The sequence below is a fragment of the Bacillus cereus group sp. MS39 genome, from assembly GCF_040448665.1.
In the GTDB taxonomy this organism is placed as follows: domain Bacteria; phylum Bacillota; class Bacilli; order Bacillales; family Bacillaceae_G; genus Bacillus_A; species Bacillus_A wiedmannii.
On sequence record NZ_CP123058.1, the window covers coordinates 4,895,161 to 4,912,985 of the forward strand.

The following is a 17,825-nucleotide window of genomic DNA, read 5'->3' on the forward strand; positions in this document are numbered from 1 at the left end:
AATCCGGAGCATTATTACACAAATAACCTTTCAGTTACTTTCCCTTAAATTCCATTAATATTGTAAAGTAACAGAAATGAGGTACCTATGAAAATATTGCTCAAACAAGCCATTGTCTATCCTATTACATCCCAAAAATTTCAAGGGGATGTACTCGTTATAGGAGAAAGAATTGCCGAGGTCAAGCCTTCCATTCAGCCTACTCAAGATATGACAGTTATAGACGCTCGTGCTCTTCATCTTTTACCTGGATTTATTGATGTCCATACTCATCTTGGTCTCTATGATGAAGGTACTGGTTGGGCTGGCAATGATGCAAATGAAACATCTGAAGTTTCAACACCACATATCCGTTCTTTGGACGGAATCCACCCTTTTGATATTGCATTTCAAGATGCTGTACAAAACGGAATCACAACTGTTCACGTTATGCCAGGAAGTCAAAACATTATCGGTGGTACGACTTGTGTAATAAAAACAGCTGGAACTTGTATTGATCATATGATTATTCAAGAACCTGCCGGCTTAAAGATTGCCTTTGGAGAAAATCCTAAAAAGGTCCATAGTAATGGAACAAAAGAATCCATAACACGTATGGGAATTATGGGATTACTTCGGGAATCATTCTATGAAGCACAGCACTACGGGCATGAAGCTGATTTTCGAATGCTTCCTATCTTAAAAGCATTACGCCGCGAAATACCCGTACGTATCCACGCTCACCGAGCAGATGATATTAGTTCTGCTCTACGCTTTGCAACAGAGTTCAATCTCGATTTACGTATTGAACATTGTACAGAAGGACACTTTATTGTTGAAGAACTTTCGAAACACAATTTGAAGGTTTCAGTTGGCCCCACTCTTACACGCCGTTCTAAAATCGAACTTAAAAACAAAACATGGGATACTTACCATATATTATCGAAAAATGGTGTAGAAGTTTCTATAACAACAGATCACCCTTATACACCAATTCAATATTTAAATATTTGTGCTGCTGTCGCAGTAAGAGAAGGATTAGACGAAAAAACTGCACTAGAAGGAATCACCATATTTCCAGCACGAAATTTACGTTTAGAGGATAGAATTGGAAGCATTGAGGTTGGAAAAGACGCTGATCTTGTGTTATGGACTCATCATCCTTTCCATTATTTAGCCAAGCCTGTACTAACCATGATTGATGGAAAAATAATTTACAAAAAAAATAAAAAAAACTAGTTTATTTTTTTGACTAGATAAAGTATTATACGATTATAAACTGAATGAAACCATAATCAATTTGTGTCGTGATTATCATTTTCAAATTGATGAATGGGGAAGGCAAATGGTGCGCCACCAGCGTTAGAAACTGGTTCTAGTGGGTTCGATTCCCACCCCGAAATTTTTTAAAGATTGATATAAAAATTTCGAGGGTGGGGTGTTTTTTCGTCATGCTACCCTCGTGTGAGGAGGAGTTAGTATGTTGAAAAAACGCGACTTACACGACAGCCACGTTCTATACGAGTTAATGGTGGACCCAGCTGTCTTCCCTTTTGTGCGTCAAAAGGCTTATTCTTATGAAGAGTATTTATTTTTAACGAAACAAACGATTGAAGCTGAAGAGCGTGGGGAATTAATTTCACGCACAATTTTAGATGAATGGGGTAACCCTATCGGAACAATTACTTTATTTGATGTGCAAGAAAAAGCCGGATTTCTCGGAACATGGCTTGGCAAACCCTATCATGGAAAAGGCTATAATAAATTGGCGAAAGATTCATTTTTTAGTGAACTTTTCTATGAATTAGATATTGAAACAATCTTTATGCGTATTCGTAAAATAAATATTCGTTCTATTAAAGCTGCCGAAAAACTACAATATGTAAATCTAGCAAACGAAACAAGAAAAGCCGTTTATGATGAAATTAACGCAAATGAAGAAGTATATAACTTATATGAAATCCCAAAAGATCAATATACACTTGCTACAATGCGAGATACAACGTTCCAAGATGCTCACCAATTAAAAGAAGCATAATCTAAATTTTTAGAAAAATTAATTAATCATTAACATTTTGCCATATACGTATATCACCCTATGTCTTTGGGAACGATAGATAGTGACTTTAGGACACGAGGTGATTTGTAATGGATAAAAAGAAACGTGACAAAACAAAAAACACATTATCTAGTACACAAGAAGTTCTTTACCAACGAGAATTTCGCAAAGCAGATCGCGCAGCGGGTTATCGCTCGAAAAGTATTTAAAGTGAGAATGAATAATTAGAAGTTTTCCCCCCTAATTATTCATTCTCATTACATATTTTTTCTACGTGATAGAATAGACAAAAAGGTTCCTTATAAATAAGGAACCTTTTTTTGTGTGGATAACGTTATCCACACAATTTATAGAATTGTGAATAAATTCAACAAATCCTTCACAATTTTATATGTTGTAACGCATAGTAAATGTTAGAATTGTGGATAATTTTCTAAAAATTGTGGACAATGTGGATATAGTTGTTAATATTTCGACTTTACTGTTTAATGAAAGCGTAAGCTTCATGTGGATAAGTTACTACTTTATCTTATAAAACAATAAAGAACCCTCTTTAAACATATAAAAGAGGGTTTCATATTAAGTAAATAATTGTGCAAGAGCAGGTGATTTAATAGGTATATGATTCGGTTCTACATGATTTTCTGTCAAAATTGTATCCACAATATGACCAGCTGGCTCCGGACGATAAATGCTTTTCATCGCTTCTTTCATTTGAAGAAGCTTCATATCATCTTGTAATAACGCCTCTGTCTTTGCAAAAACCTCACTATCATCACGAATGACAACTGCAGCTCCTTTTCTTTCAAAGTACATCGCATTTTCATTTTCTTGCCCTGGAACAGGTTTATATAAAATGACAGGTACTTGCAATGCTGCCGCTTCACTTAACGTAATACCGCCTGGCTTCGTAATCATACAAGAAGTAACACGGAATAATTCATCAATATTTTCAACATAACCAAATACTTTTAATGCATCAGGATTTTTTTCCTGTACTCCTAATAAATCCTGTTTTAACGCTTCATTCTTTCCACAAACGACAACTACTTGTAAATCAGGTAATGACATAAATGATTGGCATAGTTCTTTTACACTTCCTAATACCCCATGAGCACCTGCTACAATTAGTAAAATCTTTTTATTCTTACATAACTGATATTTATTATATATAATGTCTGGATTGATCTTCAGCTCAAAACTACTACGAATCGGAATTCCAGTTTCAACAATTTGCTCCGAGGGCACACCAATATCAACCATAATTTTTTTCACGTGATCCGTTGCTACAAAATAACGATCTACTTCCCGATGAATCCATATTTTGTGCACACAAAAATCCGTTAATACGTTATAAACAGGAATTGAAATACCTGTTTGCTTTTTTAACTCTGGTACAGCTATGATCGGAAAAGTATTAATAACAATATCCGGTTTCTCTGCTTGTAAAAGTAATTTCAAACGTTTTCTTCCAAAGTTCGCATACCAAGATGCTATTTTTTTATCATAAATTTTTTCTACGCCATAATAAAACAAACGGTATAATTCTTTTCCTATTGTATAACTTTTTAAATATAAATATTTTGTAATATCGGTTATAACTGGATGTGATTCTCCGAACAAATCGCATACAATTACATCTTTAATTCCTTTTTGGCGAAATGTTTGTTCTAATGTTTTCGCTACTTGCACATGACCATTACCGTAATGTGCAGTTAATATTAAAACCTTGGGGTTTTTTATCAAACAAATCCACTCCTAGCTTATTGTTTCTCCATATTGCATATACGACAATAGGAAAAACATTTTCCTTAAAAATTACATAAACAGATTCTAATACTTCTCTTTCAGCTATGTACCTGTCGTGGATATGCAAAGCATATAAGATTGACCCCTTAATCCTATCTGTGCTCATATCTTTACATTATACTTTCCTATAAGAGCTTTCGCAATAACTTACAAATGTTCTCTATTCCATGATACTCACTCTTTTACTTCTTAATTCTTTTTACTATTTTGATTTCCCTTTACAATTATGTAAATTTCTCCACTTAATCCTTACAAAAATATGGATATTCTATTTTTAGTATACTCTTTTCTATATACATACTCTAGGTTTTATTGTAAAGAAAGCAAAAAGCCTAATCCAATATTTGGATTAGACTACTTGTAAAATATGTCTTGCTTGCTCTACATTTTTTTCAGTAGGTGGTTCTACATTCGCGAGTGGATACTTATGCCCAAGTGCCTCCCATTTATATACACCAAGCTTATGATATGGTAGCACTTCAACCTTCTGAACATTAGACAGGCTTTGAATAAAGCTAGATAATTTTTGTAGATCCTCTTCATTATCCGTAACACCAGGAACTAATACGTGTCTTACCCAAATTGGTTTATTTTTATCCGATAAATAACGAGCAAATTGTAAAATATGTTCATTTGGTTTCCCTGTTAATTTACGGTGTTTCTTTGAATCAATATGTTTCAAATCCAATAAAACTAAATCTGTGTAATCCATTAAAATATCTAGCTTATTTTGGAATTCTGGTTCTTCAGAATAACAACCACCCGAAGAATCAATTGTTGTATGAATTCCAACTTCCTTACATTTCTTAAATAATTCAATTAAGAAATCTAGCTGTAATAATGGTTCACCACCACTAACTGTTATACCGCCTCCAGAAGCTTCAATAAAAGGAAGGTAACATGTCACATCCTGCATTACTTCTTCAACTGTTATTTCTTTTCCTTTACCGATCTCCCACGTATCAGCATTATGACAGTATTGACAACGCAATAAACACCCTTGTGTAAATATGACATAACGAATTCCTGGGCCATCAACAGTACCACAAGACTCTACAGAATGAATTCTTCCTTTTATCATGTTACTTCCTCCTTTATTGAAGCAGCCCCCCTCTGCTATTTATAAAAAGCAGAGGGACACTTTTTCACTTACATACTTTCATGCATTGTACGATTAATTACATCGATTTGTTGTTCACGAGTTAATTTAATAAAGTTTACAGCGTAACCAGATACGCGAATTGTTAATTGTGGATATTTCTCAGGATGTTCCATCGCATCCATTAATGTTTCACGATTAAATACGTTAATATTTAAGTGATGGCCTTCTTTTACTGCATAACCATCAAGCATTGATACTAAGTTACGTACTTGTACATCATCTTCTTTACCAAGTGCTTTTGGAATAATAGAGAATGTATTAGAAATACCATCTTGTGCATCTTCATATGGTAATTTAGCTACAGATAATAATGAAGCTAATGCACCTTTTGTATCACGACCATGCATTGGGTTCGCACCTGGTGCAAATGGTTCTCCAGTACGGCGACCATCTGGAGTGTTACCAGTTTTCTTACCGTATACAACGTTAGATGTGATTGTTAAGATCGACATTGTATGAACAGAATTTCTGTATGTTTTATGTTTACGAAGTTTATTCATAAATGTTTTTACAAGATTTACAGCAATTTCATCTACACGGTCATCATTGTTACCGTATTTAGGGAAATCTCCTTCGATTTCAAAGTCAACTGCAATTCCGTTTTCATCACGAATTGGTTTTACTTTTGCGTGTTTAATTGCACTTAAAGAGTCTGCTACTACAGATAGACCCGCGATACCTGTTGCCATTGTACGAAGAACATTTGTATCATGAAGTGCCATTTCAATACGTTCGTAGCTATATTTATCATGCATGTAATGAATAACATTTAATGTGTTTAAATATAGACCTGCTAACCATTCCATTGTCATATCAAACTTACGCATAACTTCTTCATAATCTAATACTTCAGAAGTAATCGGTGCGTACTCAGGACCAACTTGTGCTTTAGATTTTTCATCTTTACCACCGTTAATCGCATATAGTAATGCTTTTGCTAAGTTTGCACGTGCGCCGAAGAACTGCATTTGTTTACCAATTCTCATTGCAGATACACAACAAGCAATTCCGTAGTCATCGCCGTAGTCAGCACGCATAATGTCATCATTTTCATATTGAATTGCTGATGTTTTAATAGACATTTTCGCACAGTAGTTTTTAAAGTTCTGCGGTAATTGTTTAGACCAAAGAACTGTTAAGTTTGGTTCTGGAGCTGGTCCTAAATTATCTAATGTATGCAAGAAACGGAATGAGTTCTTTGTTACTAATGGACGACCATCTAATGCTATACCACCGATAGACTCAGTTACCCAAGTTGGGTCACCAGAGAATAATTCATTATAATCAGGTGTTCTTGCAAATTTCACAAGACGTAATTTCATAATGAAGTGATCCACAATTTCTTGTACTTCTTCTTCTGTTAAAGTACCATTTGCTAAATCTCTTTCAATATAAATATCTAAGAATGTAGAAGTACGTCCAAGACTCATTGCAGCTCCATTTTGCTCTTTAATCGCTGCTAGATATGCGAAGTATAACCATTGGAATGCTTCTTGTGTATTTGTTGCAGGCTTAGAAATATCAAAGCCATGAGAAGCAGCCATTTGTTTTAACTCTTGAAGTGCACGCATTTGCTCAGATAACTCTTCGCGTAAACGCATTGTATCTTCACTCATTACACCGCCAGTTAAATTCAAATCAGCTTTTTTCACTTCAATTAAATGATCAATACCATATAATGCTACGCGTCGGTAGTCACCGATAATACGTCCACGTCCGTATGCATCTGGAAGGCCAGTAATTACACCTGATTTACGAGCCGCTTTCATTTCTGGTGTGTATGCATCAAATACACCTTGATTATGCGTTTTTCTCCAGTCTCTGAAAATACGACTAAGTTCTTTATCCATTTCGTATCCATAAGATTCACAAGCTTGTTCCGCCATACGAATACCACCATATGGTTGTAAAGAACGTTTAAATGGTTTTTCGGTTTGGAAACCGACTACTTTTTCAATATCTTTATTTAAATATCCTGGTTCATGTGATGTAATAGAAGAAACAATTTTTGTATCCATATCAAGAACGCCACCGTTTTCACGTTCTTTCGTTGTTAAATCCATTACTTGATCCCAAAGTTGTTTCGTTGCTTCAGTTGCTCCCGCTAAGAAAGATTCGTCTCCTTCGAAAACGTTTACATTATTTAAAATGAAATCGCGAACATCAATCTCTGCTTTCCATTTTTCACCTTTAAAGTTTTCCCATGCGTTTTTAACATTTTCTAATACTTGAGTCATCCTAATCTCCTCCATTTTTGATTAGTACAGGACTAAGATTTTTTATATAACAGCTTACACACTTAGAATACTACTTTTTTGCTAAAGTGAACGAAATAGTTGTGACATGTTTGTGAAATGTTGAGCAAACTACTATATACATAGTGTTAACTTCACTTAAAACTCTTTATAATTAACCCTTTCCTTAATTGTATTTTTTTGGTACCCTTATATACGAGTCCTATTTTGTAATATAAGAACAATACCCATTGTAGAGCTGTAATACTCTTATCTCCTAATCTGTTATAGTTTTTATAACAGAACAAAAAAAGTGTACATATGTTGTACACTTTTTTTGTTACTACTCTAAAACATCTCTTTTTCTATTCCCATCATAGAATCCACCACGGCTACCTTCTAATACAATTAATTGCTCTAATCCTTCTATATGATCACCTATAATTCGCAAGACAGCTGGAGGATGACCTATTTTTGCAAAATGTTCACTGGGACGAATGCGGTTCATCTTATCGACCTCTACACGACTTACACACGCAATTTCGAATCCTGAAAGAATAGCTTTCACTTGCGCTACGCAAGGTGACAATAAAGACCTATACCCAATTGATTTCAAACACTTTTGGCTAAACGCATTAGGTACAGCGATAAGAGATCCTACTCCTAAATCTTTTCTATCACAAGCTAAATTTAATGCATATTTAAATGCAGTTACAAGATGAAGTGGTACTCTTAAATCTAAATAATGATTTAGATCATTTAATGCGACATCCATTCCATCTGCAATAGCTTTTGCAAATGGATATAGCTCACTAGCTGGAATAACAAAATCACCGTCTATAAATAATACAATTTCTCCTTTGGCGAAATAAGTTCCAAGTGAACGCCCCACATCGTTGCCAAGTGCTTCTTTATATACAATTGTTGTTGCTCCCTTGTCTTTTGCAATCGTTGCTGTTTTATCAGACGAACCATTTACAACAACGATAATTTCAAAAGGTTCAATTTTGCGAAGCTCTTCTATAACATTTCCAATTGTTTTCTCTTCATCTTGTACAGGAATAATGACCGATAATTGTTTTCCTTTATACAACTTAGATGTAACGCCCCATCCTTGATAAAAATCTTCGAAACTTAAAGTATGATAGACACACTCTCTTTTCCTATTTCCATCATAATACCCTCCGCGCTCATCACTGCCTACTATTCGCTCTGCTACAGCTTCTATATGATCACCTATCATCCGTTTTTCAGATTGAGAAAGACCCGTGCCATACGCAGCATGCTCGGCCGGCCGAAATTTATTCGGTGTAATAACGTCAATTGCACAATGACGACTAATTCTCCATTTGCTTTGTACTAGGCGTAAATGAGCGACAATAGGATTAACGAAACATTCATATCCAATGCTTTGAACAACTTCTTTCGTCAATGCATGCGGTACAGCTAATAAAGAATCAATCTTTAATTCTTCGCGCTCTAATATTGCATTTAATATTTGGCGCCATACTGTCACGGCGTGCGGTTTTTGTTTCTTTAAAAATAATGCGTCCAAATTATTTAAAACGATGTCGGCCTGATCATGTAAAATCGGATTAAGGAATAATTGTAATTTTGAAGTTTGAATAGCAAAATCTCCATCTATAAATAGTAATACGTCACCTATCGCGTGTTTTGCGCCAATCGCGCGGCCAACATCGTTCCCTAGTAGCTCTGTATGCTTGATTACTTTACACCCTAAACGATCAGCAACCTCTTCTGTACCATCGTTACAACCGTTTGCTACTACAATAATCTCTATTGGATTTAATCCTTTTGCCGATTGGATAACATCTAAAATCGTTTCAGCTTCATTACATACAGGTATAATGACCGATAGTGACTTAGCCATTATTTTCTTCACGGAACCACTTAATAGTTTCTTTCAATCCTTCTTCCCATGTTACTTCTGCTTGAAACTGAACAAGTTCTCTTAATTTCGCAACATCTGGTCTTCTATTTGGAATTTCTTCAAAACCATGTGGGTACACCTCTTCAAAAGGAACTTGGACAATCTTTGAAGAAGATTTCGTTAGCTTTTTAATTACTTCTGCTACTTCTTTTATACTCTTTTCATTGTCAGAACCTATATTAATAATTTCACCATTTACCTTCTCATCCATTGCTCGAATCGTTGCCTCTACCGCATCACTTACATACGTGAAGCAACGCGTCTGCTTTCCATCTCCATATACGAGAATGTCTTCTCCTTGCAAAGCTGCACGGATAAATCGTGGGATTACCCCTGCATACGGACCATCTTTCGCTCTTGGACCATAAATATTAAAATAACGAACAATCGTGACAGGTAAACCTTCTAATGCGTAGCCTAAACATAATGTTTCTTCTAATGTTTTACAAATTGCATAACTCCAACGTATTTTTGAAGTTGCCCCGTATAATCGATCCCCCTCTTCAGAGAAGGGTGGCTTTGCCTTACCATATACTTCTGAAGTAGAAGCAAAGACTACTTTCTTCTTTTCTTTTAGCGCTGCTTGTAAAATGTTTCTCGTTCCATCAAAATTCGTTTCAATAAGCTCTATACTCTTTTCCATTGTCGTTTTCACACCTAAAATTGCCGCTAAATGAAAAACTACATCATGTTGATTTACTAATTCATAAATAGAATTTTTATCTAAAACACTTATTGGAATAACCCGAATTTCTTTCATTAACTCATCATGATATTTATTTTTCCCTTTATAGAAGTTATCAACAATCGTAACCCCATAGCCTCTTTTCACCAGCTCTTCAGCTAAATGTGATCCAATAAATCCTGCTCCACCTGTAATTAAACATTTCTTACTCATACACTCACCTTCTTTATAATTCCACGCGTATCTATTACTCGCTTCATTCCTTTAAAAAGCTTCCAATCGATATTAGAGTGATCAGTTAAAATTAAAATACAACCCGCTTGTTTAACGACTTGTTCATCCAAAGAAACAGATTGGTACACCTTATCTCCAAATTTTGCAGAAGAAATATATGGATCGTGATATTCTATCTCATATCCTTCTTTTATTAACAATTCGATAATTGGCAACGCTGGTGATTCTCTTAAGTCATTTACATCTTTCTTATACGCAATTCCTACAATTAAAACTGATGCAGGCGATTGCACCATGCCTTTTACTTTCTTAACTATTTTCTCTGGCATTTCTTCATTAATCACATGTGCTGCTTCAATTAATTGACTAATTGTCCCATTCTTTTTTATCCTCCATTGGAAATATAAAGGATCTACTGGAATACAATGTCCTCCTATTCCTGGTCCTGGCCAATATGGGGTAAATCCAAACGGTTTTGTAGATGCAGCTTCAAGCGCCTCATAAAAATCAATTCCTAAACTTTCACATAGTGTGTTTAACTCATTTACTAAGGAAATATTGACTAGGCGCTGAATATTTTCAAATAACTTACACATTTCCGCTACTTTCGGAGAACTAACTGGAACAACTACATCAAATGTAGTGCTATACAACTCCTGAACTTTTTGTTTACACTTTTCTGTTTGTCCACTAATAACTTTTGGAATTGTTTGAACAGAATAGTGACTATTAGCCGGATCAATTCTCTCAGGGGAATATCCGATATAGAAATCTTCTCCTACCTTTTTACCTGTTTGAGAAATAATAGGAATGATAACTTCCTCGAGTGTACCTGGATATGTGGAGCTTTCAAAAATGAAGGTTTGTCCTTTTTGAAGATTTTGTTGTATATAATGTGAGGCTGAAATGAGGGCACTTAAGTCTGGTTCTCTTTGTTCATTAATCGGAGTCGGGACAGTAACAATAACATAATCACTATTTTGAAAATCAGCAATGCCTTGATCCGGTGTGTTCACTATTAATTTTTTTTTCACCAATAAACTTTGTAACTCTTTAGAAGAAACATCCGGAATATAGCTTTCTCCTTTTATAATTGATTCTATTTTTCTAATATCTTTATCTAACCCAAGTACTGTATGCCCTCTCTCTGCAAAATGGACTGCTAAAGGAAGGCCAACATACCCTAAGCCAATAATAGCTACTTTACTACTATTCATTTGTATTCTCTTCTTCCCTTCTCAATTGTTGAATGATATCTCTATCTCTATCTCCATCCGTAAAGCCACCGCGTTCGTCTGTACATTGTAATAAATACGCAATCGCCTCAATTTGATCACCGAAAATACGATCAAATGCTGAAATACGCCCATTTACAAATTCGTGTTGCTCTGGACGTACTCGATTTGTTTTTATAACATCTTCTAACTCTACTGCTGTAATAGAGAATCCTTCTAAAATAGCTTTCACCTGAGCTAATGGAGGAATCACAAGAGAATCATAACCAATTTTCTCTATTACCTTCTTATGAATGGCATGTGGTACTGCTGTTAGTGAGTTATTCCATAAATCTGGTCGTTTCGCTACCAAATTCAAAAAGTATTTTCCCATACTAATTGGATCTGCTGGATGAAATATATCTAATAAACACTGCAAATCATTTAATGCCACATCACTTCCACCTTCAATAGCACACAAAAATTGAACTAGTTTTTTTGCCGGAATAACAAAATCTCCATCAACGAATAAACAAATATCTGCTGTAGCATGCATGGCACCTATCGCTCGTGCTACATTGTGTCCAAGCGCCTTCGTAAATTCAACAACAATAACATTCTCTAGCTTTACTTGTTTAACAGTCTCAATATCTGCTCCATTCACAACAACAATAATTTCGTCTACCCCTGCTTTTTTTACTTCTTGTATAACAGATCTTATAGTCATTTTTTCTTCTGACACTGGTATAATCGCACTACATTTCGCTTTTTCCTTCTTTAATACAACTGGTTTATATTTCCCTATAAGCTCTCTATCTCTGTTCCCCTCCGAAAAACTACCGCGTTTACCATATGTTTCGATTACGTATTGTAAAGCACGTAAATGATCGCCCATAATACGGCTAGTCGCTTTCGGATAAGGTGAACCCGGTGATGTGCCCGTATGAACAGGACGAACTTTATTTGTGTAAATGACATCAACTGAAGCCATATCAGAAATATTTACTCCTCTAGACATCGCCATTGCTTGAAATAATGCTGGATCTGCTAAATTCCACCACCCCAGTTTTTCAATCACTTCACGACTTATCGCATGTGGTATTGCAATTAAAGATCCTACAACAAACTCTTTCTTGTTCAAATAACGATTTAACATATATTTTCCAACCGTCGTATAATGCGGTCTCATCTTCAAATAAACGGACCATGTTAAATTATTTAAAACAATCTCATGTCCTTGCTGTATTCCTTTAATAAAATTGTATAATTCTTCACTTTTCATAACGATATCACCATCTAAAAATAAAACAATTTCACCTTTTGCTTCTCTAGCACCAATTGCCCGTCCCACATCATTACCAAGGGAATATCTATAATAAATCACACGGCAATTATGCTGTAATGCTATTTCTTTCGTACCATCTGTCGATCCATTATCTACTATGATAATTTCATATGGTTCCAACTTTCTCACTTCTACTAAAACTTTTGATAAAGTACTTGCTTCATTATGCACTGGAATAACAACTGACACTCTCATACTTGTATCACTCTTACCCTTCCAAGCGAACATAAGCAATAATAGGAATACGTACAACTACATCTTCTGGTGGTCCATAAGAAGGAGAAGTACGTACAATTACTGCCCCATCTGTCACAGATAAAAGAACTCCTGCAATGATTTCTACAGCTGTCACAACTTGCACTAGTTCACCAACATGGTTACGTAATTCATCAGTAAATAACATATATAACTCTCCTTTCTTACACTTCTTTAATTGATATAATACTTGTAAATGGTAATAAAACTTCTGTTCCTATTCCTTCTTGCAATGTTAAGAAATCATCACCAACTGCTACAATCACACCAGTTAACTGTCCAACTGTCACAGTAATTTCTACGTTTTTACCCAAATATTGCTCTGCAATTTCTTTAAAAGGTGATGTATTACATTCTTTTAAAATGTTACAAATAATAGATTGGAATCTACTTGATTCAATAACTTCTTCCGTAGCTTGCTTAGAGTTTCTTTGAATAAATCTCGCGAAGTTTTGTGAAAATAAAAGTCTCTCCACAGCAGGCAATAACTTATTATCTAAAAAATAATCTAATTGTCTATTAAACAATCTCGATAGCTTTTTCCAATATTTACCGAACAAACACATACACTTCTCCTCCTAGTATTTTTAAAGTATAAAAATACATCTATACATCTTAATGTATACAAAGCAGACTTTTTTGTGATAGGTAAGACATACATTTTTCAAAGAAACAATCTTTTTTAATCACATAAAAAAGATAGATGGTATCCCATCTATCTTTATATATATTTTAATTTTTAATTGTAACAATGGCAGCTGCACTATAATAAACCGCTCGTGGTAATTCAGCCTGTTCACTTATAGAAGCTGTAACAAGTGAACCACCACTTGCCGAGAAATACTTAACAGCTTCTAAAGGAATACCATCTTCTTTTACATCAATATGCGTTCCATCTCGCCAATCTATTTTCTGCATTGTTGCTGAAAGGTCCCCAGTCACTTTACCAAATTCTTTACCATCCACCCCTAAAAAGATCCATTCCCACTTTGTTAAACTTAGTACTTGTTTCAACTCTCCAATTTTCTTTCCATCTATATTAGAAAAAGTATAGAAATTGCGTACTCCCTTCTCCTTTTGAACACGCAACAACCTTTCTCCCGAGTGATTATATAAATAAAATTGTTGCTTATGTAGTCCCTTAAAAAGAAAAGAAAGTACAGCTTGCCATACACGTTGAATAACCAAATCATACTCTTCTTTTAAAAATCCTACTGCACTGCCATCTAATCCAAAGTACGTTATTACTTGAAATACCCCTACCTCTTTGCGAACAACAAATTTTTTTTGCTCAAATAATTCAGAAGTCTCTATATGATTATTTTCCTGTTTAAGCATTTTTGACCTTCGTTTTTCCATAAAACTATATATTAATAATCCAAATGCTGGTAGTACAACACTTATTAATTTCAAATTTTCTTTCTCCGAAGTGAATAGCATCCCTTTTTTATATTCCATCACTAATACAATTGCGACGATAATCCATACAATGACAGATGCAAAAAATATGCGTTTTGCATTACGTGCGTGATGCTTATGTATACTCATATCCCTCCCCCTTTTCCATTTATCCCGCTATTCGCCGGGCAGTAAGATCCCCACTGATTAAAGTTTCACTTTATTTCATTATCCCATTGCCCCTACACTTCCTCAATAAAAAAAGACTATCCAATAGGATAGCCTCTTATACTTCAATATTTCGCAACATCGTATAAATGTCGTTATTCACTTTACCAAACGATTTAATATTATTTTGAATGTTAGATAATAAAACGACATACACACTTCCGTTTTTGCTAAATCCATTTAAACAATTCCATCCTGGCATTACACCGTGATTCGAATAACTTCCCGGGTCTACATACCAACCAAATCCGTAATCCTTTTTCACAGCCGTAAACATTTGATCATAACTCTCTTTTGAAATCAGCTTTCCAGAGAAGAGTGCTTCATTAAATAAATATAAATCATGTGCACTTGTATATATATCACCACAACCATATAGTTGTGACATACTTGGAATATTAGGTGTTGTCATATTGTTATTTACTATTTTATAACCTGTCGATGGAAACCTTGTTTGCTCTAGCCCTTTGCCGAAACCAGACTGCTTCATACCCGCAGTAGCAAAAATATGTTGTTTAATATATTCTTCTAACGGTTGTCCACTTACCTTCTCAGCGATGTAGGCGAGTATCGAATAGTTCGAATCGGAATATTTCCATTTCTCTCCTGGACCCCCAACACGCTTTTGCTTTCCTATTCTTTTTATCAATTCTTCATGAGAAATATCCTCTGTTCCCTGCTCATACTCTGGAATTCCTGAAGTATGTGTTAGTAAATGTTTTAACTGAATACCATTACCTTGAGGGAAATCAGGAATATACTTTGCAACCGTATCCTCTACGTTTAATTTATTTTGATCCTTTAATTGCATAATAGCAGTCGCTACAAATGCCTTTGAAATAGAACCAATATAAAAAGTTGTCTCTGAATTATTCGGTACTTGTTTCTCTTTGTTCGCCATACCGTATCCTTTATTCAAAAGAACTTTTCCGTTCTTCACAATAACAGCTGTCCCGCTAAATCCTGCGTTTTGTAAATATTGATCTAATTGAGCGTTTTCATTAATTTCTTGAGGTGGTCCCTCAGCAGGCTTTTCCACAGCTTGTACTTGCTTTACTTGTTCTTCCTGCTCTTTTTGTTTTTGTGCTTCTTGCTTCTTTTTTTCTTCTTCTTTCTTTTTTAGCTCTTCTTGTTTTTTCATTTCTGCTGCCGCTTTTAAAGTTTCCTCTTTCTTATTATGCGTAACAATTTTTGTATACATGAAATATACAAGCGAAAATAGTAGAACAAGAATGATTGTTCTTTTTATGTATACAATCGGCCGACGTGATTTCCCATTAACATTATTTTTTTCTTGATCCATGATTGCCCTTTTCCCCTTATTTACCGATAATTTACTTTAAATCTTTTCCCTATATTATGGATAATCTATTCTATAACATCACTACTTTATCACGCACTGCACATATTACCAACCTATATGTATAAAAAAGAAAAAGAAAATTTACAAAAGTAAGATTCCCGTTAAATTGTTAACATAAAAAGAGGATATCCTCTAAAAAAATTGATGTTATCAATCTTTTGGGATATCCTCTTATCTCATTATTTATACGTGTTTTTTCATATCATCGGCAACAGATTCAACATTTGTACCTACGATAACTTGGACACTCGTGTTACTTAATTTCATAACACCTTTTGCACCAGCACGTTTTAATGCTGCTTCGTTTACTTGACCAGCATCTTTCACTTGTAAGCGTAGACGTGTTGCACAGTTATCAATAACTGTTAAGTTTTCTTTTCCACCTAAAGCTGCTACGTAAGTTTCACCAATTGAACCTGCCACTGGAGCTTCTTCACCTTCAGCTAGTTCCTCTTCGTCTTCACGACCAGGAGTTTTTAGGTCGAACTTCTTAATTAAGAAGTAGAATACTACAAAGTAAATTGCTGCGTAAATTAAACCGATTCCTGCTAGTAACAATGGTTTTGTTGCAATACCGAAGTTTAAGAAGTAATCGATTGCTCCGGCACTAAATGAGAAACCATCGTGAATGCCGAGTGTTGTTGTAATGAATAGAGACAGACCTGTTAATACAGCATGAATTCCATATAATACTGGTGATAAGAACATGAATGAGAATTCAATTGGTTCTGTAATACCAGTTAAGAATGAAGTTAATGCTAGACCACCTAACATACCTGTAACCATTTTACGTTTTTCTGGTTTAGCAGCTGCAATCATTGCGAAACATGCTGCTGGTAAACCGAACATCATGATTGGGAAGAAACCAGTCATAAACATACCTGCTGATGGATCTTTTGCAAAGAAGCGTGCAATATCACCATGAACGATATCGCCAGCTGCATTTGTAAAGTCACCAAGTACGAACCAGAAGTATGTGTTCATTACGTGGTGTAAACCGATTGGAATTAATAAACGGTTTAATAATCCGAATAAACCAGCACCAATTGAACCTAAGTTCACGATGCCATGTGCTACTGAATCAATACCACTTTGAATCGTTGGCCAAATTTGACCGAATACTAATCCTAAAAGAAGCATTACGATTGAAGTAATGATTGGTACGAAACGTTTTCCTGCAAAGAATCCTAACCATTCTGGTAGTTTAATCTTATGGAATTTGTTGTATAGTAATCCCGCAACAACCCCTGCAATAATACCACCGAGTATGGCCATATTAATTTTCGGCGTTAACGCCGCTGCTTTTGAAACCTTTGTCATTGTATCTGCTAATTTAGTTGGATCTACTGAACCTACTAAATCTTGAACACTTTTTAATTTATCATTTAACTCTGCTGCTGAATATGTCTTACTTAGAGCATTCGTTGTATTTTGTAAAACAAGATATCCGATTGCTCCGGCAAGTCCAGCTGCTCCACTACCATCAATAGACAAACCGATTGCAACACCAATTGCAAAAATAAGTGCTAAATTATCAAAAATTGCTGCACCGGCCTGTGCCATAACAGGAATGTTAAATACGTCTTCTTGTCCTAAACGAAGCAATAATCCTGCTGCTGGTAGTACGGCGATTGGAAGCATTAATGCTTTACCAATACGTTGTAGAAACTGCAACATTTTAATTCCCCCTATCAAATTTATGAAATCGTTATCATTATAAGTACGCCTTAGAAAACGCTTTCTATTTACATAACCATAATAACATATAGTTGTATAGATGTGTAGTTTTTATTTTTTAATTTTTTATGGATAAACCTCCTATTTCCAAACTGTTATATAAAAGGAAAATTCTCCTTTTTCAATATAGAATTATCAAAATGAAAGACCCACTATAGAACATGTAACTTTC

Annotated in this window: 15 protein-coding genes; 3 read left to right on the top strand and 12 right to left on the bottom strand. The window is 34.9% G+C overall.

The features are described from left to right. Window positions 1-87 precede the first annotated feature (87 nt). From QEP67_RS25390 to QEP67_RS25400, 3 genes are all read left to right on the top strand, one after another. Window positions 88-1,218, top strand: a complete 1,131-nt coding sequence (locus tag QEP67_RS25390; RefSeq protein ID WP_000698306.1) for an amidohydrolase family protein — start codon at window positions 88-90, stop codon at window positions 1,216-1,218. A 241-nt stretch (window positions 1,219-1,459) separates the two neighbouring features. Beyond that, window positions 1,460-2,017, top strand: a complete 558-nt coding sequence (locus tag QEP67_RS25395) for a GNAT family N-acetyltransferase (RefSeq protein WP_000914737.1) — start codon at window positions 1,460-1,462, stop codon at window positions 2,015-2,017. 110 nt (window positions 2,018-2,127) lie between these two features. After that, window positions 2,128-2,247 carry a YfhE family protein gene (locus QEP67_RS25400; RefSeq protein WP_000358487.1) on the top strand — a complete coding sequence of 40 codons (120 nt, stop codon included), beginning with the start codon at window positions 2,128-2,130 and terminating at the stop codon, window positions 2,245-2,247. 370 nt (window positions 2,248-2,617) lie between these two features. Here the strand turns inward: QEP67_RS25400 and QEP67_RS25405 are convergent, their stop codons facing one another. The 12 genes from QEP67_RS25405 to nagE all read right to left on the bottom strand — a co-directional run bounded on the left by QEP67_RS25405 (window position 2,618) and on the right by nagE (window position 17,593). Further along, window positions 2,618-3,784: a diglucosyl diacylglycerol synthase gene (locus QEP67_RS25405; RefSeq protein WP_000594705.1), complete on the bottom strand. Its 1,167-nt coding sequence runs from the start codon at window positions 3,782-3,784 to the stop codon at window positions 2,618-2,620. A 412-nt stretch (window positions 3,785-4,196) separates the two neighbouring features. Continuing rightward, a complete protein-coding gene (pflA, locus tag QEP67_RS25410; RefSeq protein WP_000589743.1) occupies window positions 4,197-4,928 on the bottom strand; it encodes a pyruvate formate-lyase-activating protein in 732 nt (243 codons plus the stop codon). A 68-nt stretch (window positions 4,929-4,996) separates the two neighbouring features. Next, window positions 4,997-7,246 carry a formate C-acetyltransferase gene (pflB, locus tag QEP67_RS25415; RefSeq protein ID WP_000195475.1) on the bottom strand — a complete coding sequence of 750 codons (2,250 nt, stop codon included), beginning with the start codon at window positions 7,244-7,246 and terminating at the stop codon, window positions 4,997-4,999. Window positions 7,247-7,586: 340 nt separating this feature from the next. After that, a complete protein-coding gene (locus tag QEP67_RS25420; RefSeq protein WP_002108832.1) occupies window positions 7,587-9,134 on the bottom strand; it encodes a glycosyltransferase family 2 protein in 1,548 nt (515 codons plus the stop codon). After that, a complete protein-coding gene (locus tag QEP67_RS25425; protein WP_000037043.1) occupies window positions 9,127-10,092 on the bottom strand; it encodes an NAD-dependent epimerase/dehydratase family protein in 966 nt (321 codons plus the stop codon). Before QEP67_RS25425 ends, QEP67_RS25420 begins: the two co-directional genes overlap by 8 nt. Beyond that, a complete protein-coding gene (locus QEP67_RS25430; protein ID WP_048567305.1) occupies window positions 10,089-11,330 on the bottom strand; it encodes a nucleotide sugar dehydrogenase in 1,242 nt (413 codons plus the stop codon). Before QEP67_RS25430 ends, QEP67_RS25425 begins: the two co-directional genes overlap by 4 nt. Further along, a complete protein-coding gene (locus QEP67_RS25435; RefSeq protein ID WP_001266457.1) occupies window positions 11,323-12,867 on the bottom strand; it encodes a glycosyltransferase family 2 protein in 1,545 nt (514 codons plus the stop codon). The genes QEP67_RS25430 and QEP67_RS25435 overlap by 8 nt, the downstream gene beginning before the upstream one ends. Window positions 12,868-12,880: 13 nt before the next feature. Continuing rightward, window positions 12,881-13,075 carry a hypothetical protein gene (locus tag QEP67_RS25440; RefSeq protein WP_000899469.1) on the bottom strand — a complete coding sequence of 65 codons (195 nt, stop codon included), beginning with the start codon at window positions 13,073-13,075 and terminating at the stop codon, window positions 12,881-12,883. 16 nt (window positions 13,076-13,091) lie between these two features. After that, complete coding sequence (locus tag QEP67_RS25445) at window positions 13,092-13,493, bottom strand: hypothetical protein (protein WP_000335522.1); 402 nt, start codon at window positions 13,491-13,493, stop codon at window positions 13,092-13,094. A 166-nt stretch (window positions 13,494-13,659) separates the two neighbouring features. Beyond that, the gene (locus QEP67_RS25450; protein ID WP_048567303.1) at window positions 13,660-14,475 is read right to left on the bottom strand and encodes a hypothetical protein; all 816 of its coding nucleotides are present in this window, start codon (window positions 14,473-14,475) and stop codon (window positions 13,660-13,662) included. Window positions 14,476-14,611: 136 nt separating this feature from the next. Continuing rightward, window positions 14,612-15,856, bottom strand: a complete 1,245-nt coding sequence (locus QEP67_RS25455; RefSeq protein WP_000371848.1) for a serine hydrolase domain-containing protein — start codon at window positions 15,854-15,856, stop codon at window positions 14,612-14,614. 243 nt (window positions 15,857-16,099) lie between these two features. Continuing rightward, complete coding sequence (nagE, locus tag QEP67_RS25460) at window positions 16,100-17,593, bottom strand: N-acetylglucosamine-specific PTS transporter subunit IIBC (protein WP_000938876.1); 1,494 nt, start codon at window positions 17,591-17,593, stop codon at window positions 16,100-16,102. Window positions 17,594-17,825: the final 232 nt, after the last annotated feature.

Bases quoted from the DNA above. Each gene is read 5' to 3' on its own strand.
- QEP67_RS25390 (WP_000698306.1), top strand. From the start codon at position 88: ATGAAAATATTGCTCAAACAAGCCATTGTCTATCCTATTACATCCCAA.
- QEP67_RS25395 (WP_000914737.1), top strand. From the start codon at position 1,460: ATGTTGAAAAAACGCGACTTACACGACAGCCACGTTCTATACGAGTTA.
- QEP67_RS25400 (WP_000358487.1), top strand. From the start codon at position 2,128: ATGGATAAAAAGAAACGTGACAAAACAAAAAACACATTATCTAGTACA.
- pflA (WP_000589743.1), bottom strand. From the start codon at position 4,928: ATGATAAAAGGAAGAATTCATTCTGTAGAGTCTTGTGGTACTGTTGAT.
- pflB (WP_000195475.1), bottom strand. From the start codon at position 7,246: ATGACTCAAGTATTAGAAAATGTTAAAAACGCATGGGAAAACTTTAAA.
- QEP67_RS25420 (WP_002108832.1), bottom strand. From the start codon at position 9,134: ATGGCTAAGTCACTATCGGTCATTATACCTGTATGTAATGAAGCTGAA.
- QEP67_RS25425 (WP_000037043.1), bottom strand. From the start codon at position 10,092: ATGAGTAAGAAATGTTTAATTACAGGTGGAGCAGGATTTATTGGATCA.
- QEP67_RS25430 (WP_048567305.1), bottom strand. From the start codon at position 11,330: ATGAATAGTAGTAAAGTAGCTATTATTGGCTTAGGGTATGTTGGCCTT.
- QEP67_RS25435 (WP_001266457.1), bottom strand. From the start codon at position 12,867: ATGAGAGTGTCAGTTGTTATTCCAGTGCATAATGAAGCAAGTACTTTA.
- QEP67_RS25440 (WP_000899469.1), bottom strand. From the start codon at position 13,075: ATGTTATTTACTGATGAATTACGTAACCATGTTGGTGAACTAGTGCAA.
- QEP67_RS25445 (WP_000335522.1), bottom strand. From the start codon at position 13,493: ATGTGTTTGTTCGGTAAATATTGGAAAAAGCTATCGAGATTGTTTAAT.
- QEP67_RS25450 (WP_048567303.1), bottom strand. From the start codon at position 14,475: ATGAGTATACATAAGCATCACGCACGTAATGCAAAACGCATATTTTTT.
- QEP67_RS25455 (WP_000371848.1), bottom strand. From the start codon at position 15,856: ATGGATCAAGAAAAAAATAATGTTAATGGGAAATCACGTCGGCCGATT.
- nagE (WP_000938876.1), bottom strand. From the start codon at position 17,593: ATGTTGCAGTTTCTACAACGTATTGGTAAAGCATTAATGCTTCCAATC.